This is a genomic window from Terriglobus saanensis SP1PR4 (assembly GCF_000179915.2).
GTDB classification, from domain to species: domain Bacteria; phylum Acidobacteriota; class Terriglobia; order Terriglobales; family Acidobacteriaceae; genus Terriglobus; species Terriglobus saanensis.
On sequence record NC_014963.1, the window covers coordinates 1,888,218 to 1,912,663 of the forward strand.

Genomic DNA, 24,446 nt, shown 5'->3' on the forward strand with positions numbered 1-24,446 from the left:
TGTTCTCGATGGCACATCGCCGAAGCGGCGCCTCAAAATCCTTAAGGAAATGCTTTTCGTTTACGCTGCAGCGTGAAGAGCAGCTGTGACGTAAAGAGCATGGACACAGCGGGGATCAAAGGCAACAGGAGTTGCTGCCTCAAGCAGGGAATAGACTGCCTTGGGTGACATCCTCGGTTGATACGGACGTTCGGAAGAGAGCGTATCGAACACCTCCGCTACTCCCAAAATACGCGAGAGCACAGGGATCTCTTCGCCCTTGCGACGCAGGGGATAGCCAGAACCGTCCAGGCGTTCGTGATGTCCCAGGATAACTTCCGCGACTTCTGAGAAGCCTGGGGTGGCCTGAAGCAGATCGTTTGCCTGCTGGGTATGCCGATCGCGTAGAGTCAGTTCATCCTTCGTCGGTTTGGCCTGCTGCTCCGAAGTGGGGGGTGGTTGCATAAGATTTCCAAGATCGTGTAGAAGCGCAGCGCGACGCAACACTCCCATGCGATGTTCATCGATACCCATCTCTACTCCGATCGAGATCGCAATTTGCGCAACCCGCTCCGAGTGCCGGTATGTAAAACGCGACCGTGCGTCGATAATGCGGGCAAATGCAACGCAGAGACGGTCGATCGTTGAAGGCGGTGCAGGAAGAAGACTGTTCTGTGGTCCGAGACGCAACGCGGTTGCGACCAAATTCTGGGACTCCATGTCGTTCCAAAGAGGTCCTTGATCATGCAGAAGTGTTGCCGCAGCCACAAGCCCGGGATCGAACCGATTCATTGATCTGCGATGGAGCAAGCGAATCGCGCTTTCGTGCCCTTTGGCTGTACCAACCGCTTCCAGCATCTGTGCAATACCTAAAATGCGGGAGAGAAGCGGAATCTGTCCATGTCGCTTGCCCGTTGGTCTACCAGTGCCATCCCAGTATTCATCACGATGGAGGACGGTCTCTGCAGTTCGCGTGGATAAACCCAGCTCTTGAGCTACGGCATATCCTTCTTCGCTACTGGATCGATTGAGCCCGCGCGCGATCCTGTTTTTATGAAGGGCCACTCGAAGGACGCGCTGTATTCCAACCGCAGGATTTGGGCCCAGACGCGATTGTTGTAGCAGTTGAGGGAGATGGTTCCAGTGAGAACTGTCCCACGGTCGATTGCGAAGAAAAAGCTGCGCGTTCGTGCTTTCCAGTGCAAGCAGATCGAAGACCTGCGTCCTGCGACTTGCGCTGCCGACATCTTTGAGGAGTGCCGCGAAAAAGAGATCGCTTATTTCCGATTCTGAAATTCTGATCCTTCGAGCGAGACGCATGCTGAGGATGCACGTGCGCAGTGCATGACCTATGGGCATGCCTTCCGCCAGATCCAATGCGCATGAGAGACGTGCAAGAATGTCCGAGAGAGGGGGATCGCTTGCCTCGTCCCATTCCGGGGGGGCGTAATGGTTACTCATGGATTAGCTCTTTCAACATGCATGTAAGACCAATTCTCAGAAATTCTGATCGCGATACCAACAGTGATATCTTCGTCGCTGATAATCCGCATCTTCAGGCCTTATCGGCAGCCATGAATAAATGTTTAGCGCAGAATAATTCTGGTGCTGGAACTCTCCGAGATCTGTGTGGTAGCCCATCGAATAGGCGACGTCTCGGATAATGAAGTGTTGCTTGTTCGTTGGGACAAACGAGAAACTCGAACATGGAATCAGGTTCAAGGCGCCCTCAAAGATTTATCGCGCGATTGTGCCCTTCGGTCCGTGAGCAAGCGCTGGGAAAATAGCTCGCATAGAGCACGATGTGTGGTCGCGCACCTAAGTGAAAACCCAACCTAGGATCTGCTCTGCGGTCGCACGATGGCCTAAGATGTTTTTAAAAGCAGCTACATGCGATATTTTTGACGGTATCCGAACTAGGCCAGCGCCAAGGGAACTGCTTCCTCCCAACGCCCTTGTGCTTTTAAAATAAGTTCGATTACCTCACGCGCCGCTCCGCGCCCGCCCTTGCGGCTGGTCGTAAAATTGCAAACGGTCTTCAGATCCTCCACACCATCGGCTACGCATACTCCTAAGCCGGCGCGAAGTGCCAAAGGAATATCTGGAAGATCGTCGCCCATGTAGGCGACCTCATCTTCGGTCACTCCCGCCTTTTGCAAACACTCCTCAAAGGCCTGAGTCTTGCTCGCCTGTCCCAGGTAGACGAAGTTGACCTTCAACTCTTCGGCACGCTTGGAGACCGCTGGTGAAGATCTACCCGTGATGAACCCTGTCTGGATGCCCATCGTGCGAGCCAGCGACAGCCCTTGCCCGTCCTGAGCATTGAACACTTTCATCTCGGTCACCGTCGGGGCTTCGGTTGAACTCGCTACAGTAGCCGAGATCAGGCAGACTCCGCCATCCGTCAAAGTTCCGTCAACATCCATCAGGAAGAGTTTGATCTTACGGGCGCGGGCCAGAACATCAGGCGAAGCAAGGTCAGACAGAGCGAGAGGGAACATAGGGCAACTCCGGAAGAAAATGTGTGATGCGCCTGTTTCACCGAAACCGAAAAGCATTTGCAAGCGGAACGCTCGCGTGCATCCCAAAGAATAGGCGCTCATCCACTAAGATAGTCACAGATGCACGTACTTGCCTTCCTCCATTATGGATCCAGCTGACGCTTCGGTCGTTCCTCCATCTCCGAATTCTCCCTCCGCTGCTTCGAGACGCCTGTTGCCATGGCTGGTTGCTGTTGCGTTTTTTATGGAGTCGCTGGACACAACCATCCTCAATACTGCGGTCCCGACGATCTCGGCTGCCCTGGGTGTGGCTCCGCTCAGTATGAAGGCTGTACTGGCAAGCTATACGCTCAGCCTCGCGGTATTCATTCCGATCAGTGGCTGGATGGCAGATCGTTTTGGTACCCGCCGTGTGTTCTCTACGGCGATCGGCCTGTTTACGCTTGGTTCGCTCCTATGTGGCATATCGAGCGATATCCATCTGCTCGTCGCCTGCCGCATCCTGCAAGGATGTGGTGGAGCCATGATGGTGCCGGTTGGCCGGTTGACGTTGGTGCGGACCTTTGCAAAGTCGGATCTTCTCCGCACGATGAGCTTTGTTTCCATACCGGCTTTGGTCGCACCCATGCTCGGCCCGATCGCCGGCGGGCTCATTGTCGGCTATCTCCATTGGCGCTTCATTTTCTTCCTGAATATTCCAATTGGGCTCGTAGGTCTCATCCTTGTTTACAAGCACCTGCCTGATTATCGGCAGGCCATTACGCCTGCCCTGGATATCGTTGGACTCATTCTTTTTGGCTCTGGAATCGCATTGCTTTCGTATGTGCTGGAGATCTTCGGCGAGCATGCTCTGAGCGGGCGAGAGATGTCCGGACTGCTGGCCCTGTCCTTCGTTTTACTGGCAGGCTATTGGATTCACGCGAAGGGTTTACCTTTTCCGCTACTGCAGCTGCGACTCTTTAGTATTCGTACTTTCCGGGCCGCCGTAAGCGGTAGCTTTTTTACGCGCCTCGGAATTGGAGGCGTACCCTTTCTTCTGCCGCTTCTTTATCAGGTGGGTCTGGGCTTCACTCCGATTCAATCGGGTCTGCTCATCATGCCTCAGGCCATCGCATCGATGGGAATGAAAACGATTATGCCCTCTCTTTTGCGTCGCGTCGGCTATCGTGTTGTGCTCGTATCCAACACCCTCATCCTCGGCGTACTTCTGTTGGTGTTCGCGACGATCGGTCCGGGAACACCGGTCTGGCTGATCGTACTGCAAGCTTTTATCTATGGAGCTTTTTCATCGCTGCAGTATTCCAGCATGAATACGCTGGTCTATGCCGACATCACGGATAAAGACACCAGCAGTGCAAGTTCGATCGCAAGTACCATGCAGCAGATGTCGGTCAGCTTTGGCGTTGCAACCGCAGGTCTGGCAACAGCCTTCTTCATTCCCAGTACTCATTCCAATGCGGTAGAGATGGTGCATGGCATCCACAAGGCGCTCACCGCATTAGGGGTTCTTACCATTGCCTCGACGATGGTCTTTCGTAGTTTGAAATCCGGCGACGGTGACGATGTGAGTATGCACAAAGTGCTGCATCCCGGGGGATGAGGTTGCTGCTTACTTGATCATGGCTTCGCCAAGTGGGCCGCGGTCGATGCCCGCCTGATCAACCACGTGGATGGAGATACGTCTGGTCTCAGCTGGCGGATGGATCGATGTATTAAGGTGGATCTGTTCCAACGGATTCAAGTTCTCCAGTTTGGATATGCCCAGAGGGTTGCCTCCACTGCCGTAAAAATGAGCCATCAGGACGCCCTCATAAAAGCTTCCGAATTGTCCGGTGAGAAGCGTACCGCTTGCGGATGCAGTTGCCTGCAGCGGTGTTTCTACGATGCCGCCGAAGGTGACTGCTTTGAGTGCTTCGCCGCCGCGTGTGGGAAACCACTGCGTATCCATGGCGTAGGACTCCCCAGGAGCGAGCTCGACGATGGGACTGTTGACCTCTGCTTCCATGTAGAGAACTTCAGGATGCTCATTTTCTTCGTCGCCAGCATGGTGCTGGCGTGGCGCATTGACGTAGAAGATCATTGAGGCTTTGTCTGGATACTTCGCTTGCGGTTGGTAGCGAACGCGCTCGATCATGGTGTAGCCGCTCGCTCCATCGGCGACGGCAAGCCATCCTTCGTGTGAGTCGATCCAGACTTCGCCGGAGCCGTTGGCTTTTGCCGGATGGACTTTGAATAGATTGTCTTCTACGGAATAGGTGGAGTTGCCTGCCATGCCCGTGCGTACATGGTAGCCGTTCAAGTATTCACTCGAGGGGTTTGCGGCGGCAATACCCCAGAGATGCGGGTTGATTTTGCTCGTGTCATCGACGGAGGCGGTGTTGTACTGCGAGACCGATTGTTCAGACCAGCTTCTCGGATATCCACCGGTATTCTTCATCACGGCGTGGAAGGAGATGATGGGAGAGTCTTCGCCGAGACTGATCTCGCGAATGTACTGCTGGCCGGTGAAGGGGTCACTTGGGCCCGTAAGTCGTATGGCGCAGGTCGGGCCCTGCGAGAGCACATCCAGCTTGTACGGAGCGCTGTCGAGCAGAGAGCCTTCTGCGCCGGGCCAGTGCTGTTCGTCGTCGGAGCCCTCGGGCATCGGCCAGATCTTATCTCCTCCGTAGTTGTTCCATGCATGGCTGAGAGGATCGGGTGGGATGACCTTTCCCTTGAGCTGATCGCTGACGAAGAGAAAGTCATGCTCGCCGAAGTGAACCTGCATCAGACGTCCACCCAGCTGAGGGACGATGGTGAGTTCAACCCAGTGATTGGATATTTTCTCCGCCTTCCATCCAAAGTAGTCGTTGGACTTGACCGTGCATCCCGAGCTTGCGAAGAGCCGTAGGGGAGTGAGGCAGAGCGCTAGAAGAACGCATGAGCGAAGTAGAGATGCTTGTGGACTACTGCGCCTGAGTCTTTGAGGAAACATCGATCCTCCGGTACCGATTGAAGCAAAAACTGCGGCGTACCTCTACAGAAGAGATACGCCGCAGCCAACGTTAGTTTAGAAGCGGTACTTTGCGGCGACCTGGAAAACACGCGCCTCCTCTGCGCTTGTTACCTGGCCGAAGTTCCCACTGGTCCTGCTGCCGCTTGGATTGTCGAATTGGGCATGGTTGAAGGCATTGAAGGCTTCGATGCGCAGCTGCACCACGTTTGCCTCATGCAGGCGAATGTCGCGGAGGATGGCGAGGTCGGTATTGTTGATGCCGGGTCCGTGGAAGAAGCGGCGATGCGAGCTACCGAACTCACCGACAGCCTCCAGGGGGAAGGCGTCAATGTTGAAGTAGGCGTTGCGGTTGCGGGGGTTGTGATCGCCAGCCAAAGGGGCACCCGTATAGTTTGGGCGGTCGGCTCCGGTGCCCGTAAGGGAGTGATCGTCGTTCTCGGACAGGGAGACGGGAAGTCCTGAAGCAAAGCGTGTGATGCCCGAAATAGCCCATCCGCCCGTAACTGCTTTGGCAAAGTGGTTGTTGACGAGGCGGTCAAAAGGAAGGCGAACGTTATAGCTTGCGACGAAGTTATGGGTTACATCAAAAGACGAGAGACCATAATCCGCCTGCGGTCGGTAGACGTACGTGCTCTGCGTCTGCGAGGAGGAGTTATCGAAGGAACGGCTGAAGGTGTAAGCGAAGAGAACGTCCCATACTGCGCTTGTATGCTTGAGGCTCGTCTGCAGTGAGTTGTAGTTGGCCTTTGCCGAGGTCTTGAGATAAGGATTGCTGCCGAAGGCAAGACCGAGTGTAGGGCGGGTTCCTTCCACGATGGAGCCATTGGCGCGGGTGTATGGCTGTGTTTCAAGGTTCGGTCCGCAATCCGTCTCTCCATCGGCGAGTGCGGCGCCCTGCAGCGAAAGGCAAAGCGCGGGATCACCAGGGTTTGCTTCCACCGCATTGGCGAGATGACGACCAACGTTACCAACGTAGTTCATGGTCATGACGGTGGAACGTCCGAGATCCTGCTGGATTCCAATGAAGTAGTTCTGGTTGTAAGGCACAGTGTTCGTGGTTGCCACGGCGAAGCTGGAGCTAAGAGGGAGATAGCTGGCCCATGGCACGTTGTTGTCAGGATTTGAGGCGCTTACGTTGGTGGGCGGAAAGACGAAAGGGAACTTCTGCGCCTGCACGGTCTGTGTTGCACGGTTGACGTAAGGCTTCTCCAGCATGACAGGAACGGGTGATTCCCAGAAAAGACCGTAGGGAGCATCACCGATCTCTACGAAACCGGACTGATCCTGGAAGCTGGTATAGAAGAGACCATAGCCGCCACGGACGCTGGTCTTGCCATTCCAGAATGGCGGAACATAGGCGAAGCCAAAGCGCGGAGCGAATTTGTTCCACTTGATGGGAGCGAGGGTTCTGGGGACGCCAGGATCACCGGGAAAGACCCATCCCTTGGGTGCGCCCGGGAATACGATCGACTGTTGTCCCGGAACGATGGTTTCCAGCTTGTTTTGCGTGTCGTACCACGGCGTTGTAACTTCATAGCGAATGCCCACGTTCATCGTGAAATTTGGAAGAAGTCTCCACGAATCCTGAGCGTAGCCGCCAGCATAGTAACTGCGCGAATCCAGAAGCTGTTGCGTGGCCTGGACGAAATCGTTGGGCGCTCCTAGAAGGAAGTCGGCCGTATCGACACCGGTCTCATTACCGGCACTAAAGTCGAACTGGCCATTTACCGCATAGTTGTTACGGCCATTGATCTGGTCATAGTGATAGTTCACTCCGAACTGCAGGGTATGCCTGCCCTTCACGATCATGTAGTTATCCAGCCACTGGAAGGTATTGTTCACGCGAACGTTCGTTGCGATCGGATTGCCGAAGCTCACATTGCTGAGGGAGATGTTGGGAACGCCCGCGAGATTGGGATTGACGACGTCTATTCCCCCTGTTGGTCCCCAGGGCGTTGTGAACCCAAGGGAGGAAAGCGTCGTTCCCGATTGCGACGGGTTTCCAAGATTGATCGCATTGCGCGTGTAGGTGAAGCGGAAAGAGTTGACGGTGTTGTTCTTAAAGATCGTTGTAAGGCCGAGATTGCCCATCTGAGCACGGCCGCCAGTGGTTCCGCCGAATCCAGGAAGGGAAGAGTCGGTATAGGGATCAACCACCGTATCGTCATCCAGGAAGTAGTAACCGAAAAACTGTCCGAAGCGGGTGTTCAGGTCCACACGGCCCGCGCCCTTGTAGTCGGTTGTTTTAGAGGAAAGGGCGGACGAGTAGTTGGAAGTGCTGGTCACGTTATTTGGTGCGGGTATGTACTTCGAGAGGCCTACTGCCGCGGGAGAGAAGGCAGCTTTGGGGATAATCGCGTTCGGGAAGACGCACTGGCTGGTATCCGCGCATCCTTTAAAATAGTAGGGCTCGTTCTGGGCGACAGCATATCCAAGTCGGCTGGAGAGGACGTTTGCCCAACCAACACCGGCGACGGAGACGCCCGACTCGGCGTAGGCGGCATCAAAGTCACCGGCACGATTGCTTAAATCACCAGCGAGATTCGCTGCAGTAGGCACCGTTACATTTATAGGAGACCCCTTCGTTTGCTTTGTGGCTTGAAAGTCCCCAAAGAAGAAGGCTCGATCTTTCCTTATAGGAGCACCGAAGATTCCACCGAAAATATTTTGATTGAACTGCGGCTTTGGTGTCGTTGAAGTGGTGAAGTAGTTCGTCGCATTGAGCGAAGTATTGCGGAAGAACTCAAATGCTTCGCCGTGAATCTGGTTCGTGCCAGACTTCGTCACGACGTTCACCTGTCCGCCGCTGTAGTTGCCATACTCCGCATCGAAGTTACTGGTGATGATGCGGAATTCAGAGATGGAATCGAGAACAGGAATGATGGCTGCGCCGTTCTCGAGGCCATCATTGACGTTGCCGCCATTGATCATGAAGCCATTGGACGCTTCCCGGCCACCGTTCACTGATTGGTTGCCAGGGTTTAGGCCGCCAGAAGTAGAGGCGCCAGTACCTTCTGCCGTCGCTTTGTAGGGAGAGACGCCCGGCTGTAGAGCGAGAAGGTCGGTATAAGAACGTCCGTTCAAAGGCACAGCGACGATCTTCTCGCTCTCAATGACCTCACCAAGCTGCGTATTCTGCGTCTCAACCTGAACGGGATTGCTGGTGACCTGTTCGATCACATCCACGCTGCCGACCTTGAGCGAAATGTCGTTCTTGATGTTGGAATTGGCGTCTACTTTCACGCCAGTGACTTTGCCTGTTTCAAAGCCGCTCATCGTTGTGGTGATGGTGTAGGAGCCTACGTCCAGAGCGTTGAAGCTATAAAAACCCTTGTTGTCGGTCTGACCTGTGAAGGTCACTCCTGTCGCTTCATTGCGAACGACCACGCTTACTTTTGGAATGGCAGCACCCGAAGCGTCTGTCACTGTTCCTGAGACGATACCCGTAATGGCGGCGTAAAGAGGAGCCGTCATAAAGAAGAAGCAAATGGCAAACGTCGCCAAGGCGAACACTTTAGCAAAGCGCATTTCTTTCCCTCCAAAGTAATTGCTTGCGTCTTGTTTTGCTTTCTATTTGTCTGTTCGACGGACCCACTGAAGGCGGGGACGACGGATCTCAGGGACGGACCTCGCTGTGTGCTGTTTCTTGTTGATTTAGAACGGAGTATCGCCACTTATAACGAGAGTCGCAGATGAAGTCAATGGGTCAAATGCCTTACGAAGGCGGATCTCTTACGAGACGCTTAGCTCGATCGACGAAGCCACAAAGCAGCACGGTCAGGTCATCCGTCTGGGTAGTGTCGACCGCTGCTGGAAGGACGTCATGATCCGATCTACGACTCCGAAGGAGACAGTTTGGCAATTTCGCAGAGCAGGAAGTGGAGACGTAGTTTCTCAAGCGAGTCAAAGTGAACACTGTCAACATTGTCTCTGTGGAGATTGGCGAAGTCGCACGAAAACCTTGGAGTATGGTTCGCGTCTTGGTAGACGCTGGCCGATCGCATCCTTATCCATCCGCAACGGCGCGATACCGCTAACTATCCCGAAGAACACCGATATCTCTTGGAGATATCTCCGACGGCCTGAACTGCTGCATGGCACGACGAATTTATTTTTGTTGACAGTGTGACTGCCCATCCCTATATAGTTCTCGCCCGACATAGTGAAGAAGCACGAGCAGAGCTGAAACTTACCGTCCTGCCGAAGTGCCTATTAAATTTGATACTCATACTAACCATTGGAAGGTTCAGAGGTCGTAATGAAACGGTTACTATTCGTTGTTCTCATCTTGTTCGTTTCGTCCGTAGGTCTGGCTCTTGGCCAGGCCGTCGATAGTCAGCAAATTACGGGCGTTGTCACCGACCCTGCAGGTGCGGCGGTTCCTCACGCTGAAGTGACGGTGACCAATGAAGCCACCCGCGTGGCCCATTCAGTACGCTCCAACGACGACGGCAACTATACCGTCCTGAACCTTCCGGTCGGTGTGTACACCGTCACGACGGTTATGCAGGGTTTTAAGAAATCCATCCTCAGCGGCGTGAATGTGGATGTGGGTGGCAAGCCCGCTGTTCCCGTACAGCTTGAAATCGGACAGGTGACGGAGTCAGTCGCTGTAAAAGCAGGTGTGGTGTTGATTCAGACAACGACAGCGGAGATAGGTGGCGTAGTTACCAGCACGGAGGCAACTCAGATCCAGTTGAACGGCCGCAACTACATTCAGCTCCTGACGTTACAACCGGGGGTCTCGCAAACGGTGGCCAGCGGCTTCGCCATCTTCGGTACGTACGGTGTCAATGGTAACTCGCAGTCTGTAAATGGTATCCGCACCGATTCGGCAAACTTCTTTATCGACGGTGTAGACAATAAGGACAATGGCGGCGGAGGCAATAACTTCGTCAATATCTCGCCAGATTCGTTGCAGCAGTTCCGCAATGTCGCATCCAGCTACGATGCGAGCTACGGAGGCACCTCCGGTGCAACTGTCTCAGTCGCGATCAAGAGCGGTGGCCACGACTTCCATGGCAGCGCATACGAGTACATCCGCAACGACGCCATCCAGGGGTATCCTTTCCGTGCTATTAGCTCTTTGAGTCAGGCCCCAATCAAAGCGCCGCTGCGCTATAACGACTTCGGTTACACCATCGGCGGCCCCATCTGGATCCCGGGTGTACTCAACCGGAATCGGGACAAACTTTTTTTCTTTGCCGCTCAGGAGTACAAGCGTTTGCGCACCTCTACGGTAACGAACGCGTCGGTTCCGACACCAGCGGCCATCGCGAGTGCGATCGCCACTGGACCATCCACCGCAACGGGGCGCGCTTTGGCCGCAACGGTCTTGACGGATCCCAGCGGCAACTACCGTTATCTGAGCCTGGGAAACAACAACCAGTCGGAGTATCTGGTGAAGGTGGATTACAACCTGAACGAGAAGAACCAGATCAGTGGACACTATGTTCACGACAACGTGCTGGTTGTTGGCAATCCGACTAATTACATCATCTATGACCGTACAATCCCGGGCCTCACAGCCTCTCTATCCTGGACGCACACCTTCAACTCTAAGACTGTGAATACCGCGACGGGCTCTTTCTCTGGAAACATCATCAATGAAGGCGGGAATATCCGGACGAACCCGCAGTTTGCGAATAAGCCGATCAACCGTTCCGACTATGGCCTGACCTACGCGACGCTGTATAACGCCTCGAACCGCATTCCGCAGATCACGATCACGGGCTTCGGAAATCCTGGCGTGACTCCCAGGCAGTTCGATAACTATCAGCGCATTTTTGCATTGAAAGATGATTTCTCCCGCGTCCTGGGTAATCACTCTGTGAAAGCTGGTGGATACTTCTGGCGTGCACGAAAGAATCAGACCGCACCGCCGCAGCTGAATGGCGCTTTCACCTTTAGCGATCTGGCAGGACTCGTAGCGGGTAATTTCGCAAGTTACACCGAAGGCAGCAATATCCCACAAGTGCAAGCTCGCTTTCTGCAGTTCGAGACTTATGTGCAGGATGATTGGACGGTGGGTCGTCGGCTGACCGTGAACCTGGGTCTCCGCTGGCAATACATGCCGCCCATCTCCAGTTGGCCAAACAATGCAGCGTTTTTCGACCCTAACTTCTACGATGCAACCAAGGCTGCGACTATCGATCCCGCAACTGGCCTCATCACCACTGCTCCTGCTCCGTATAACGGCCTTGTTCTACCGGGCACCGGTTTTTCAGACAAAGCAAAGCAGGTAGTCGCCGCGTCCGTGTACAACAATCCACAAGTACAGGCGTTGTTCCACAATCTGCCGGGTGGTGTGGTGAACACCGTCTACAACACCTTCGCCCCGCGCGTTGGATTTGCATATGACTTGAGCGGCAGGCAGGAAACGGTCATACACGGCGGCTACGGTATGTCGTACGAGCGTGTGGAGGGGAACTACTACTACGGTGCGGTTTCCCAGTTGCCGTTCACCGCCGTAGCTTCGCTTGCCAGCGCAGGCAATGCGGATAACCTGGGCAGCATCGGTATCAACACCTCTGCACCGACCAACATTTCCAATTCGGCCGATCGCAACCTTGAGCCGCCTCGAATTCACAATTACAGCGTCGGTGTACAGCGCAAGCTGTTCAGCAACACCTCTGCGGAGGTGAACTACGTGGGCTCGCGTTCTACAAATCTGACGTATCGCAAGAACCTGAATCAGGGAGCGGCAGGCATCGAGGCGGCAAATCCTGGTGTAGCAAGAAATGCTCTCCGCCCCTATAAGGGCTATGGCGAAATTTACCAATACAGCAACGGCGAACATTCCAACTTCAACTCGCTGCAGGCGCGGTTGCAGACACGCTTTAGCAAAGGCGGCCTTGTTACCCTGGCCTATACCTGGTCCAAGTCGCTGACCGATGGATCCACTTTCGATTACCAACCACAGGACAGTACCAACATTCACGGCGACTACGGTCCGGCCAACTACAGCCAACCCAAAATCTTCGTCGCCAGCTATGTTTATCCCCTTCCATTCTGGCAACATGAGCACGCGTGGTACAAACAGGTCCTCGGGGGGTGGCAGCTATCGGGCATCACCCGCATCGCGAACGGCCTGCCGATCAACGTGATTCAACCCTCCGGCCTGTCGGTCGCGGGCAATCTAGTCACGACGGCTAACGTCGCACAGCGCCCGAACCTTGTAGGTAATCCCTATGCTCATAACGGCCAGCAATACTTGAACTATGTCGCCTTCCGTGCGCCAGCAGCGGGAACCTACGGTAACCTGCACTACGATGACATCAAAGGACCACTGTTCAATAACTGGGACGCGGCATTGCAAAAGAATATTTCCATTCACGAAGAGATCGGAGTGGAATTCCGTGCTGAGATGTTCAACGTTCCAAACCACATGTCTTTCTTCGCCATCGGCGGTACGCTCGGCGCTCCGCAGGCGGACGGCAGTTACCAGCCGAACTTCAGTTCGACGGGCAGCTTCCAGAACAGCTTCGGCCAGGTGACCAGCGCTACCGATCCTCGCACTATGGAGTTCGTATTGCGGGTCCACTTCTAACCAGATGTGACTTCAAATAGCCCTACTACTTGGCCGTCCTAGATCCAGATACAGGCGGGGCCTGCCGGAGCGATGTGCACAAATTCTCAATTCTTCTATCCTGATGTGGATGAAGCGAATCTTTCCCCATGTGATCGGAATTGAGCTCGATCCGCAGACCCGTTGTATCCACTATCGGAGCCGGTTGGATATTATCTCGATCAAAATGAAGTGCTGCGGTCTCTACTACGCTTGCAAAGACTGTCACGCAGCCCTCGCGGATCATCCGGCCCAGGTGTGGCCCTGCAGCGAATGGGCCCAGAAGAACGTTCTCTGCGGAGCCTGTGGTGCGGAACTCACCACGCAGGAATACCTTGACTCTGACAACCAATGTTCAGCCTGCAACGCTGCCTTCAACCCGGGATGTCACAATCACTACCACTTCTACTTTGAAGCAAAGTAGAAGTGGTACTTCTTCACCATCTCTGAGTAACTTAGGCGAGCTTTGCGAAGCGCATGGAAGCAGAGTTCATGCAGTAGCGCAGCCCCGTCGGGCGAGGTCCATCGTCGAAGACGTGACCGAGGTGGGCGGCGCATCGCTTGCAGGAGACTTCCGTCCGCTCCATTCCCAACGTACTGTCCGTCTTCTCTACGACGTTTTCCTTCGCAAGCACCTGCCAAAAACTCGGCCAGCCAGTGCCGGAGTCGAACTTTGTATCGGAACTGAAGAGCGCCGTATCGCAGCAGATGCAGCGGAATAGACCGCGGTCGTGCAGATCCCAGGAGTTGCCGGTGTAGGGCCGTTCAGTTCCTTCGTGACGAGCTACCTCATAGGAAATCGAAGACAGTTCATGCTTCCACTCTGCATCGGGTTTGGAAACCGTAGGCACTGTGACTTTACCCGTTGGCTTGCCATTCGAGGCAAAATCGATGATGGTGACGGTAGCCGGTAGGGAATCGCGTTTTCCGCCTGCTGCGGCTGCGATCAGCGGCTTTCGCAGAGACCAAACTGCAAGAGCCCCGACTGCAGCTGCCGAAGTCGCAAGGAACGTGCGACGAGTCTGAATCTTGACTGCGGCCTCTCTTGATGCCGTTTCTTCAGATTGCTTAAGGAATTCACTCATGAGTGAACCTCTTTTCATGGATTTAGACGTTCTGGAACGCGCAACGTTTAGCCAAACGTAAAGGCATAAGCCTGGGCACCGGGTGCCAGAAACTCGATGCGAAAAGTCCGGTCCGTAACCTTCGTTTGCTGCCGAACCAACTGATAGAGCCGGTTTTCCATGATGATTCCGTAGCCTTCCGCATCGGTATCCATGCCATGGTCCAAACCTGGCGCTTTGTCGTCGATGGTGACGCGGAAACGGATAGGAGCGCCGATCTTCATCGATCCGAGAACCAGATGAAGATCTCTCGCATGAAAGCAATAGGAAATGCTGGCACCGGCCACAAGGGATGTCGCAATCTGGCCACCATCGTTCCACTTACCGGTAAAGCCCCACTGATTCAACTGGAGTGAAGCAGGAAGACGATAAAGCTGCGGATCGTCCTGATTCAAGCCACTGGGCGAAGCGAAGTTCTGGGCCCGCTCATAACCGACATAGGTTTCGGGAGACTTAACCTCATCTGTATCAGGAGGAGCTTCGGCGCCACTCGCGGCGACGTTTGTGGCGGAACCGGGGAGTGGTTTGTGGTTGGCCTCTTCCAAGAGCTCTCGGATCCATTTCTCCGATTCGTCGTAGTTGCCTTCCCCGAAGTGATGAAAGCGGATCTTCCCCGTCGCATCGATGAAGTAATGTGCTGGCCAATACTCGTTGTGGAAGTTCCGCCAAATGCTGTAGTCGTTATCCATTACGACCGGGTAGGTCACGCCGAGGTCATGCACCGCTTTGCGGACGTTTGATTCGTCCTTCTCGAACGGGAACTCCGGCGTGTGAACGCCGAGGATGATCAGGCCACTGTCTTTGTACTTTTCATTCCAGGCTTTGAGGTACGGAAGCGTCCGAAGGCAGTTGATACAGGAGTACGTCCAGAAGTCGACGAGCACAACCTTCCCGCGAAGCGACTCCGGGGTCAGCGGAGGAGAATTGATCCAGGCAGTCGCTCCAGACAGGCTGGGCAACATAGTCAGTGAACTATCTGAGACCTCGACGGTCTCATTCCTCGTGACTCTTTTGGGGGCGTTTGCAGGATGGAAGCGGTCAACGAGACGCTGTTCGAGGCCACCTGTACTCGTCAGTGAGAGGCGTGTAAGGACTCCACGATCCAGGCCAAACGCAACTGCGACGACGGCTGCCAGAACACCCACGCCCAGGATCCGGCGGATCCATTCTTCCGCACCGAGTGAACGTTTCATCGCCGCGAAGACGCGGCCACCGGCAAGCAATGCTACCGTCAGCGACGTGGCCGCTCCGGCCGCGTACGCCAAAAGGAGCAGCACCGTATGGGTACTCGCTCCGCCCAAGGCCGCACCCGTGAGGATAAGGCCAAGAATCGGTCCCGCGCAGGGTGCCCAAAGTAGCCCAGTCCCAATTCCGAGGACAAACGAGTTCAGGAGCGGAGATGTAGGATCGGAGTTCTTTGAAATGCGGTTGCCGAACTGAACGAGTGGACGTGAGAACCGGTCCGCAAGTGAAGAAAATAGGAGCGTCAGACCGAAGAATCCAAAGAGAACCAGTGCCGCAATACGGCCTACCTGATTCGCTCGGACTGCCCAGCCGCCCCCTACGGTCGCAAGGCTGGCGATGAGGGCGAAGGTAACGACCATACCGGCGAGAAGCGGCAAACCACTCCTGCGAAAAGGCTGATCGGAACGCGCGAAGACAAACGGAAGAACCGGAAGAATACACGGACTCAAAATGGTAAGGACGCCACCCAAGTATGCAAGGAAAAGCAAAAGCATAATTCTCACCAACTCCTTCGAAAAACCACAGCCAGCAACATCTGACCCGATGTCATAGCAATGGGACTCGCTGTGTCTGCAAAGGATACGGATTTGATGAAGTTTTTAGTTCGAACAATTTTCGATTGAGTGATCGACGAAATTGCGGGCGTCCATTCGTTATCTGTCGTCTTCGCGCACGCCGGATCAAACGGCAGATTCAGTGCTGCTTGATCCGGCGTCAATTCTCCTTTACCAGGTTCTTTGCGATTCTAAAATCAAGCTAATCTTTGTTTTTCTCTGTATTGCCGTATCAGTTTCGAAAGCCGATCGCGAGTCACGGTGTGGCGGTGGGCTTCGGCGAGGTTCGTCAACTCGAACGGGTCTGCGTGCTCATCGAAGAGCATGCGCCCGTTCTCACCGTTCACACCGAACTCCGCATAACGCCACCGCTCTGTGCGCACTGCCAGCCCGTGTACGGTCTTGCCATCTTCGCTCCAGAGACTAAACGCTGGTTGGTCCCAGGAGGCCTGGGGATGTTTCAAGAGAGGGCCAAGGCTCGTCCCCTGAAGTCCTGAGTCGGGGGTTTGCAAACCGCAGAGCTCGACAAGCGTCGGATAGATATCCAGCGACTGCACAATGCGTGTGGAGGTGTGTCCATTTCCCGGGGCTCGTGGGTCGTGAATGATGAGTGGAACGCGTGTGCCCATTTCAAAGAGGGACCCGGCCTTGGACCATTTCCCCTTTTCGCCCAGTTGGTATCCGTGGTCGGCGACAAGCACGATGATGGTGTTTTCGCGCAGGCCAAGTGCGTCCAACTCGGCGATGACTCGACCGAGATTCCAGTCAACCCAGGAGATCGATGCCAGGTAGGCTCGGATCACTTCCTTCGCCTCCGCTCGACTTGCGCCACGGCCGATGAAAAGATCAGCATTCCGCATACGGATGGCGGCCTTTGGGAAACCTGCAGGAACTGTCGGCCATGCGGCGAAATCCGGTGTGAGTTCCAGTTTCTCAAGATCGTAAAGATCGAAGAAACGTTGCGGCGCAGTAGGCGGGCTGTGGGGCTTTGAGAATCCGCAGCCGATGAAGAAGGGTTGATCGCGATACTTACGGAGATATTCGATGGCGGTTTCCGCGACGCGATTCTCGGGGTGTCCTTCTCCATTGCCATCGAGTACAAGAATCTGGTCGGAGTGTGCTGCCTGTTGATTGTCGATGGCCAGAGGCGCGATGACATCTGGAGGAGCAGGCGGGACAGGATAGTTAGGGATGATTTTCTTTTTCTCCACTGGGCTAGCCTGATGCTCGGTGTTGTCGTTGCCACCACCGACCGTCCACGCAAGCGGATCGTCGTAGATGCCGTGGAAGATTTTTCCGGTGCGGGCTGTGACGTAGCCCTTCTCGCGGAAAAGCTGGGGCAGGCTTGTGAGATCGGGACGCGTGTCGCGAAAGTTGGTGCGGTTGCCGAGCACACGGGTCTCAAAGGGAACCTGGCCGGTGAGCAGGGAAGCGCGCGAAGGATTGCAGAGCGGAAACTGGCAGTAGTTGCGATCGAAGCGGACACCGCGTCCAGCCAGTGCATCGATGTTGGGCGTCTGTGCGTGGAAGTGACTGCCGTAGCAGCCCAACTCCACACGCATGTCGTCGGACATGAGAAAGAGAACGTTGGGGCGTTTGGAAGAGTTAGATAAGGCGCGGGCGCTGGCTGGAAGCATGCCAGCCAAAGCGGTTCCAGTGGCTTTCGTCAGGAAGTCGCGACGTGAAGAAGCTTTGGAATTTTGTGACATAGGTCGCTCCAATTTTTAAACAGGACGTGTATACCGCCGCGAAGGTTTCCTTGCGCGGCGGCAGAGGTTAGAACACGAAGCGTGCACCGATCTGCAGTTGACGCGCAGCGTATGCCGATGTGATCGTTCCGAAGGTCGAACTGCCGTACGTGGCCGACGGGGTGGTCAGGTTGGTGTGGTTGAGGGCGTTGAAGACCTCTCCACGAAGCTGCAGAGCGCGGCCTTCGCCAAAGCTGACCGCTCGAATCAAAGAGAAATCCAGTGTGGCAAAGCCGGGTCCGCGGAGGCTGTTGCGACGCTGTGTGCCAAAGCTGAAGGTGGCAGGCTGCGCGAAGGCTGCGGCGTTGAGCCACTGTTGACTTGGTCCACGCTGTCCGCTGGAAACATAGGGATCGCCGACAATGTTTGCCCGCTGAGAACCAGAGGAGAATGAGTTTGTGTTGTTGGTGTTCGTAGTGACCGTAAACGGCGCGGCGGAGTAAGCGCGAGTGACGTTGCCGATTGTCCAGCCGCCAACCGCGTGAGCGAGAACTCCGTGGTTCAGGAAGGCGCGTTGCGGACCAAAGGGAAGTTCGTAGACGCTGGAGAATACTAATTGGTGGCGAATGTCGTTTGAGGATGGGCCGTAGTCGGAAGCGCGATCGTAGTAGTTTGAGTAAGCTCCCCCATCTGCACCAAAAGAAGAACCACCTTCGAAGGAGTTATTGAGAAATTTCGAGTAGGTATACGTTGTGTTCAAGTTGAAGCCATTGCGGAATCGGCGGCTGATCCGCACCATTCCCGCGTAGTAGTTGGAGTCGCTGTTTGTGGGGACAACCACGGAGACGTTGCCAAATTGCGGGAAAGGACGGTCCTTCTGCGAGCTATGTGCCGCGCTCAGGATCGCAGGGTTGATCTGGTTGATTTGCTGCGTCGCACCTGCAAGTTTATGGGCCACACTGCCGAGGCCGGAGACTTCGAGCACGAACTGCGTGGGGAGACGCTGCTGGATATCCAGATTGAACTGGGTGGTGTACCCGGTGCGCTTCTTGGTATCGAAGTAGCTGACGGCTGTCGTGGCCGCGGCTCCCACGGCAACCGCTCCGAAGCTGTCATTGAGTGGTGCTCCTGCGTTGGAGACATTGGGAACGCCGTTGGCCAGCAAGAAGGGTGCTGTGATGCCGTTGTCCGGAGTGTTGAGGGATTCGGAGAGGCTGTAACCCAAGGTTGCTGCATTGGGCTGGCCCGAATCAAAGGGATGCGCGAAGAAAACACCGGCACCTCCGCGTACGACTGTGGAGCCAGCTCCAAAGGGCTGATAGGAGAAGCCGAACCGCGGAGCGAAGTTGTTGTAGTCGCCGTTGTACGGAGTCGTGCGGTATCCGTTGATGCCGAGAAACTTGACCACGCCGGGTGTGCCAGAGACAGGGTTGATCGCTGTGGCGTCGAAGCTGTTCATGCGGTTGCTTTCGTCTTTGATCGGTGTGTCAGTTTCCCAGCGCACGCCGAGGTTCAGTGTGAGCTTCGGCGTGATATTCCAATCGTCTTGCAGGAAACCAGCCAGGTACCAGCTCACACGTGAGATGGGTTCGGTCTGTGCCGCACTGAAGGCGCTAGGAAAGCCGACGAGGAGAGACGCAAGACCGTTTCCGGTGCTGGTATTTCCTGGAAGACCTGTTGGCTGTGTAGCGAAGGTAAAGGCGCCTGAGGCAGTCGAAAGACTGACTTCGTGATCCATGGATCGCCTGACTTCGACACCGTATTTGAGCGTATGGCGGCCAAGATTTTGTGAGAGGTTATCGACCAGCTGGTAGACCGTGACCGGGTATTGCTGGCGTTCCTGCGAGTTGCTGCCGAGGGGACTGAAGCCCGCTGGTGCGAAGTAAGGGAAGGCGTTTGAAGAGACTCCGTTGAGTCCAAGTGACGTTGGAAATTTACCGACACCGTCCGCGTACTGGTGAAAGACACGGACGTCGTAGAGGAAGCGGAGATCGTTCACGACGGTCGGCGAAAACGTGTGCGTGTACTGTGCATAGCCGATGTCGTCGGTGGAGGTGCTGTTGGTTGTGGGATCGGCGGCGGGGAAGGGATAGACGGAGTTGTTGTCGGTGACGCCGTCGGAGTGGATATAGCGAAGGGCGAGACGATCCTTATTGCTGATGACGTGATCGACGCGAGCAAGATAGAACTGCGTATTATTGCTGCTTACATCGTTGGCGCGGAAATTGTTAGCACCAGCGACGTTATCCGGCGTGCGATTCGCTAACGGGTAAAACTGCATCAGCGCGGCTGCGACTGGGTCGAGCGCTGTAATACGGTTTCCAGCGAATTGGGTTCGTGTGGTCACGCCGTTCACGGTCTTTGTGGTGGAAGGATCGTAGATCGGGATGAGCTTGCCCGCGGCCGTGAAGGTCTGGGAGAAGTCTCCCGCGCGCTGCAGCAGTGTGGGTACGGTCAGAGTGACGGTCGAACCCGTTCGCTGACGCCCACCCTCAAAGCCAAAAAAGAAGAAGGTGCGGTCGCGGCGGATTGGTCCTCCTACGGTTACGCCATAGATGTTGTAGCGGAGCTCTGGCTTACTCTTGCTTCCGTCTGCGTTGGTTCCGGCGAAGTATCCAGGCGCATCAAAAGCGTCGTTGCGCAGGAACTCGTAGGCTGAGCCATGGAATCGGTTCGTGCCGGATTTTGTAGTCTGGATCACAATGCCGCCAGCAGAGCCGCCGAACTCTGCGCCGTAGTTATTGCTGATGATGCCGATCTCCTGCACCGTATCGACCGGGGGGCTGACCTCTGCGGTTCCAATGCCGATGCGTATGTTCTGGCCAGAGCCGCCATCGAGCCACGTCATGGAACTCTTCGTCCGTCCGCCGGAGAGGCTGTAGTTTGCGGAGTCGATAAACACAGCGCCTCCTGTGAGAGCTACGATATTCATCGAAGTTCGGTTGCCGAGCGGAAGTTCAGAGACGCTCTTGGACTCGATGGTCTGACCGATGGACGAAGTGCGGGTATCCAGTTCCGGCGCGCTTCCTGTCACGTTCACGCTCTGCTCTACGGTGCCAGCTGCGAGCTTTGCATCGACACCGAGTACCTGATCGGTGGAAAGCGTGAGACCGGTGCGGCGGTAAACCCCGAAGCCTTCGCGTTCCACCATGACCGCGTAAGTTCCCACGTTCAGCGCGGGTACGTTGTACTTACCGGCCTCGTTCGTAGTGGTGTCGATGGTGACGCCCGTGGCGGTGTTCGTTACGTGAACGATTGCACCTGGAATGATGGCGCCTTGTGTATCGGTAATGATTCCGTTGATAGTTCCCTGCGTCGATTGCGAAAGAGCGCGCTGAGGGAGCAATAAAAGTCCGAAGAGCAATCCCAGGGATAGAGCGGACACGGAAGAAAGAGAGAAGCGGAAGCGTGATGGCGAGATATTCAAGGGAAACCTTTCGAATGATTCCATGCCAATGCAAAGCTGCCTGGCGAAAAGGATCAGAGTTGAAGCGCGCAAAAACTTGCTTCGCATAGAGCGAGAGCAAACTTAAAAATTGTCAGGAAGTTAGTTACAACAGAGACAACAACCAGAACACAGGTACGCGAGGCGCCCGGGGAGGGTGTCCGTGTCACGTACCGAAAAAATCTGTCTGTCTGTCATCATGAGCTAGTTGGATCTGTTGAAGAGAATTTATGCGGGATCGGGATATTCCACGGAAGCTTTGTGGGTTTCGCGAATGTGCTGTTCGATGCGAGAGACAATCTCAGGATGTTGCGAGGCGACGTCAACAGTCTCTGCGGGATCGGTATTGAGGTTGTAGAGCTCCAGCGGACCGCCTCGTCCGTGACGGACCGCCTTCCACTGTCCCCAGCGCACGGCCTGTTCGAAGCTCGGTTCGTAGAACTCCCAATACAGAAAACGATCTGTCGCCTTGCGGTTTGGGTGGAGAAGATACGGCTTCAGGCTGATGCCGTCGGAGTGTTGCGGCGCGGCTCCTGCCAGGTCGAGCGCGGTGGGTACGAAGTCCGGGAAGAAGACAGGAACGTCGGTCGTGTGGGCAGCAGGGATGTGACCCGGCCAGCGGGCAATGAGAGGATCGCGGATACCGCCTTCGTACATATCGCGCTTATAGCCATGCAGCGGTCCATTCGAGTCGAAGAAGTTGATGACCTTGGTCTGTTCGGGTGTGGGTTCGGAACGTGGTCCATTGTCCGAGGCAAAGAACACGATGGTTTCATCGTCCAGGCCAGATGCTTTGAGGGTCTCCAGAATTTGGCCCACGCCGTTATCGAGATGTTCGATCATGGACGCATAGGTCTTTTCATCTTCGTCCCAAGGCTCGTTCGCATACGAACCAAGATCGGGCGCTAGATACGGACTGTGCGGCGCATCGTAGGCCACGTAGAGGAAAAAAGGCTCGGCAGCGTGGCTCTTAATGAAGTCCACGGCATCCTCGGTAACGATGGTCGTTCCGTAAAGGCCTTGCTTGCCACCAGCATTCTCAGGCAGGTCGATCAACGTCTCGTTGTGGTAACGCTGTTCGGGGAAGTAACCCTGTGTGCTTCCCGTCTGGGTAAGCCAACCCTTGAACGTTTGGAATCCGTGACGTGTCGGAATGGCCCCAGGGTCATAGCCGTCGAGGTGCCACTTGCCCATGAGCGCTGTGGCATAACCGCCCTTGGCAAGATAGTCGGCAATCGTGCGGTCGTCTTCGATGAGACTTGCCCGGCGAATCACTTCCTTGCCCTTATGACCGACATGACCTCCGGCAAGAGCGAAGTTATCACGCACACGCGTGTGGCCGGTGTTGAGACCAGTCATCAGCACGCTGCGAGACGGTGCGCATACGGGAGCACCCGCATACGCCTGCGTAAAGCGCAGACCTTCAGACGCTAGGCGATCAATGTGTGGGGTACGAAACTTCTTTTGCCCATAGACGCTGGTGTCGCCGTAGCCCATGTCGTCGGCAAGGATGAAAACAATATTGGGCCGACGGCGCGACGCCGTTGTCTTGCCTTGGGCATCGACTGCGATTGCTGCGATCGAGGTCGCTGCAATCGCAGTCCAGAGGAAGTTTCGGCGGGTAAGGTTTTGTTTGCTATCCACGGATCAGGCCCAACATTTCCTTGGCTATGAGGAAAGAACCTCAGCAAAAGCTTATGTGGGCACGTCCGAAAACAACAAAGCCCACGAATTCGTGGGCTCAAAGCATTATCTGGAAAAGAACCGTTAGCTACAGTCTTCAAGACAAAGCATATTCGCGCCACGTTCCTGCACAGAGTGACAACAACAGAGTTTCGGCGCGAGTTGATAGAGCTTTTTCATGCAATAACTAAAAATAACACAGAGTGCATCCATGTCAAAGCTAATGCCTTCGCGACGGTCGTGGATAGTCGCAACAAATGATGGCAAGTAAATAAGGACGGTTGTTCGCGGATGCAAAATTCTTGACACCGAACTTTGTCAAAACGGGGCCAAACCGAGCCACGCAAACTGAAATCTCCAATGGATCCGCGGAGTACCTGATAGCTTGTGGTGCCAGTCGACCGCCGTTCGATCAAAAGTTGGGATCGAAATTGAAGTAGATTGGATTCGACAATCCGATCATGTTGCCGCTCAACTTCATCGATCCAGGGACCTGCGGATAGTCTGTGGGTGGGCCAGTAACTTCGACACGATAATAAGTGCGGCCGATTGCTATCGGAGTATCGGTGAATTCCGCAGTGGGTGTCTTGCCCTTTGCCTCCAGCGTCATAAACGGATTGCCATCCTTTACTACTTTGATGGTGTAGGCCGTGTCTGCAGCTATATTGCCTGTCAATTGCACGCGAAATTTTACCGGCCTGCCTGTCGACTTTGCGTTGTCACCCATCATCATATCCATCCTGCCGTCCTGATCGAGATCGGCGTAGAACTCGACGCGGGGCGCATAGGGATTCGCACTGACTGAGACGCGGCCGTTCGTTAGAGCATCAACCACAGCCTGCGATGTTTTCTCCTTGGAGAATAGCCATGTCGTCGGCGTGCCAACATAGTTGGACGTGGCCTGATAGCTGTTTTTCGTTGCCTTGTCCGGCGTATCGGGAATGCCATGGTGTTCATCGCTTCCTCCTCTGCCGGTCAGTTTGCGGCCCGAAGACAGCATGTCATCCCAGATCATGATGGCGTTGGCATTCTTTGGCCAAACTGCCGAGTTCCACACTTCAATCGAATCGACCATATCGTAGGAGTACCCAAAGTGGTCTTTTCCGCTCGGGTGGTTTGCGGACAGATGGATTCCGAGCTCCTTCTTCACGGCTCCCACGACGATGTCGCGTTGATCGCGAACGTCATACAGCTTCTGATGGTCATAGGGCACGGCCGAAATGGCGGTGCCATGCCCGCGAGTCGTTGTCCACTCTGCGCAATACAGCAGCAAGACAGAGTTCGACTTGAACTCTGGATCGCTCCATGTGTTGTGTGCCACATCTCCATTCACATGGTTGTCATGATCCGAGATGCAGAGATAGCCCATGCCGACGGACTCAGCAAAAGAAATGATCTTCGCCTCGGGGTTATTGCTGGATTCCTTGCTGTGCCGGGAATGGTTGTGGAGATCACCCTTCAACCACACGCCCTCAGTTAGGCTGGCGATGGGCAGCACTTTACGCAGTTCGGTAGGAGCCCAGGGATTGACATGGTCTGTCTGTCCCTGGGCTGAGCCGCCTATACAACTTGCCATAATCAATCCAGCCAAAAGAGCGCGCATACTCAATTCCTTTCGAAACATATCGGATTAAGTTCTTTCCGTCTTTGCGGGTATGGATCACG

The 24,446-nt window shown here is 55.1% G+C and carries 13 protein-coding genes; 3 read left to right on the forward strand and 10 right to left on the reverse strand.

Going from position 1 to position 24,446, the window contains the following annotated elements; all coding sequences use genetic code 11:
• Positions 1-60: 60 nt before the first annotated feature.
• Complete coding sequence (locus ACIPR4_RS07800; protein ID WP_013568117.1) at positions 61-1,440, reverse strand: HD-GYP domain-containing protein; 1,380 nt, start codon at positions 1,438-1,440, stop codon at positions 61-63.
• A gap of 455 nt (positions 1,441-1,895) precedes the next feature.
• A complete protein-coding gene (locus ACIPR4_RS07805; RefSeq protein ID WP_013568118.1) occupies positions 1,896-2,480 on the reverse strand; it encodes a KdsC family phosphatase in 585 nt (194 codons plus the stop codon).
• Between the two features lie 130 nt (positions 2,481-2,610).
• Here ACIPR4_RS07805 and ACIPR4_RS07810 point away from each other — a divergent pair, with 130 nt between their 5' ends.
• Entirely contained in the window at positions 2,611-4,080 is a 1,470-nt protein-coding gene (locus ACIPR4_RS07810; protein WP_245536483.1) for a DHA2 family efflux MFS transporter permease subunit, read from the forward strand.
• Between the two features lie 9 nt (positions 4,081-4,089).
• On the opposite strand, the gene ACIPR4_RS07815 is transcribed toward ACIPR4_RS07810, so the two are convergent.
• Complete coding sequence (locus ACIPR4_RS07815; protein WP_013568120.1) at positions 4,090-5,454, reverse strand: hypothetical protein; 1,365 nt, start codon at positions 5,452-5,454, stop codon at positions 4,090-4,092.
• A 75-nt stretch (positions 5,455-5,529) separates the two neighbouring features.
• Positions 5,530-9,003, reverse strand: a complete 3,474-nt coding sequence (locus ACIPR4_RS07820) for a TonB-dependent receptor (RefSeq protein WP_013568121.1) — start codon at positions 9,001-9,003, stop codon at positions 5,530-5,532.
• 730 nt (positions 9,004-9,733) lie between these two features.
• Between ACIPR4_RS07820 and ACIPR4_RS07825 the strand changes: the two genes are divergently transcribed.
• Both ACIPR4_RS07825 and ACIPR4_RS07830 read left to right on the forward strand, forming a co-directional pair.
• Positions 9,734-13,024: a carboxypeptidase-like regulatory domain-containing protein gene (locus ACIPR4_RS07825; RefSeq protein WP_013568122.1), complete on the forward strand. Its 3,291-nt coding sequence runs from the start codon at positions 9,734-9,736 to the stop codon at positions 13,022-13,024.
• A gap of 109 nt (positions 13,025-13,133) precedes the next feature.
• Complete coding sequence (locus ACIPR4_RS07830; RefSeq protein ID WP_144312353.1) at positions 13,134-13,466, forward strand: CHY zinc finger protein; 333 nt, start codon at positions 13,134-13,136, stop codon at positions 13,464-13,466.
• A 31-nt stretch (positions 13,467-13,497) separates the two neighbouring features.
• Here the strand turns inward: ACIPR4_RS07830 and msrB are convergent, their stop codons facing one another.
• From msrB to ACIPR4_RS07860, 6 genes are all read right to left on the reverse strand, one after another.
• The gene (gene msrB / locus ACIPR4_RS07835; RefSeq protein ID WP_013568124.1) at positions 13,498-14,127 is read right to left on the reverse strand and encodes a peptide-methionine (R)-S-oxide reductase MsrB; all 630 of its coding nucleotides are present in this window, start codon (positions 14,125-14,127) and stop codon (positions 13,498-13,500) included.
• 47 nt (positions 14,128-14,174) lie between these two features.
• Positions 14,175-15,905: a cytochrome c biogenesis protein DipZ gene (locus tag ACIPR4_RS07840; RefSeq protein ID WP_013568125.1), complete on the reverse strand. Its 1,731-nt coding sequence runs from the start codon at positions 15,903-15,905 to the stop codon at positions 14,175-14,177.
• A gap of 257 nt (positions 15,906-16,162) precedes the next feature.
• On the reverse strand, positions 16,163-17,674 hold the full coding sequence (locus ACIPR4_RS07845) for a sulfatase (protein ID WP_013568126.1): 1,512 nt from the start codon (positions 17,672-17,674) through the stop codon (positions 16,163-16,165).
• A 67-nt stretch (positions 17,675-17,741) separates the two neighbouring features.
• Positions 17,742-21,104 carry an outer membrane beta-barrel protein gene (locus tag ACIPR4_RS07850; RefSeq protein WP_187290265.1) on the reverse strand — a complete coding sequence of 1,121 codons (3,363 nt, stop codon included), beginning with the start codon at positions 21,102-21,104 and terminating at the stop codon, positions 17,742-17,744.
• Positions 21,105-21,326: 222 nt separating this feature from the next.
• A complete protein-coding gene (locus ACIPR4_RS07855) occupies positions 21,327-22,742 on the reverse strand; it encodes an arylsulfatase (protein ID WP_013568128.1) in 1,416 nt (471 codons plus the stop codon).
• A 451-nt stretch (positions 22,743-23,193) separates the two neighbouring features.
• Entirely contained in the window at positions 23,194-24,357 is a 1,164-nt protein-coding gene (locus tag ACIPR4_RS07860) for a CehA/McbA family metallohydrolase (RefSeq protein ID WP_144312354.1), read from the reverse strand.
• Between the last annotated feature and the right edge of the window lie 89 nt (positions 24,358-24,446).

Excerpts from the sequence above, each read along its gene's own strand:
- ACIPR4_RS07805 (WP_013568118.1), bottom strand. The coding sequence starts at position 2,480 with ATGTTCCCTCTCGCTCTGTCTGACCTTGCTTCGCCTGATGTTCTGGCC.
- ACIPR4_RS07845 (WP_013568126.1), bottom strand. The coding sequence starts at position 17,674 with ATGTCACAAAATTCCAAAGCTTCTTCACGTCGCGACTTCCTGACGAAA.
- ACIPR4_RS07825 (WP_013568122.1), top strand. The coding sequence starts at position 9,734 with ATGAAACGGTTACTATTCGTTGTTCTCATCTTGTTCGTTTCGTCCGTA.
- ACIPR4_RS07830 (WP_144312353.1), top strand. The coding sequence starts at position 13,134 with ATGAAGCGAATCTTTCCCCATGTGATCGGAATTGAGCTCGATCCGCAG.
- ACIPR4_RS07840 (WP_013568125.1), bottom strand. The coding sequence starts at position 15,905 with ATGCTTTTGCTTTTCCTTGCATACTTGGGTGGCGTCCTTACCATTTTG.
- msrB (WP_013568124.1), bottom strand. The coding sequence starts at position 14,127 with ATGAGTGAATTCCTTAAGCAATCTGAAGAAACGGCATCAAGAGAGGCC.
- ACIPR4_RS07820 (WP_013568121.1), bottom strand. The coding sequence starts at position 9,003 with ATGCGCTTTGCTAAAGTGTTCGCCTTGGCGACGTTTGCCATTTGCTTC.
- ACIPR4_RS07800 (WP_013568117.1), bottom strand. The coding sequence starts at position 1,440 with ATGAGTAACCATTACGCCCCCCCGGAATGGGACGAGGCAAGCGATCCC.
- ACIPR4_RS07815 (WP_013568120.1), bottom strand. The coding sequence starts at position 5,454 with ATGTTTCCTCAAAGACTCAGGCGCAGTAGTCCACAAGCATCTCTACTT.
- ACIPR4_RS07850 (WP_187290265.1), bottom strand. The coding sequence starts at position 21,104 with ATGGAATCATTCGAAAGGTTTCCCTTGAATATCTCGCCATCACGCTTC.
- ACIPR4_RS07860 (WP_144312354.1), bottom strand. The coding sequence starts at position 24,357 with ATGGCAAGTTGTATAGGCGGCTCAGCCCAGGGACAGACAGACCATGTC.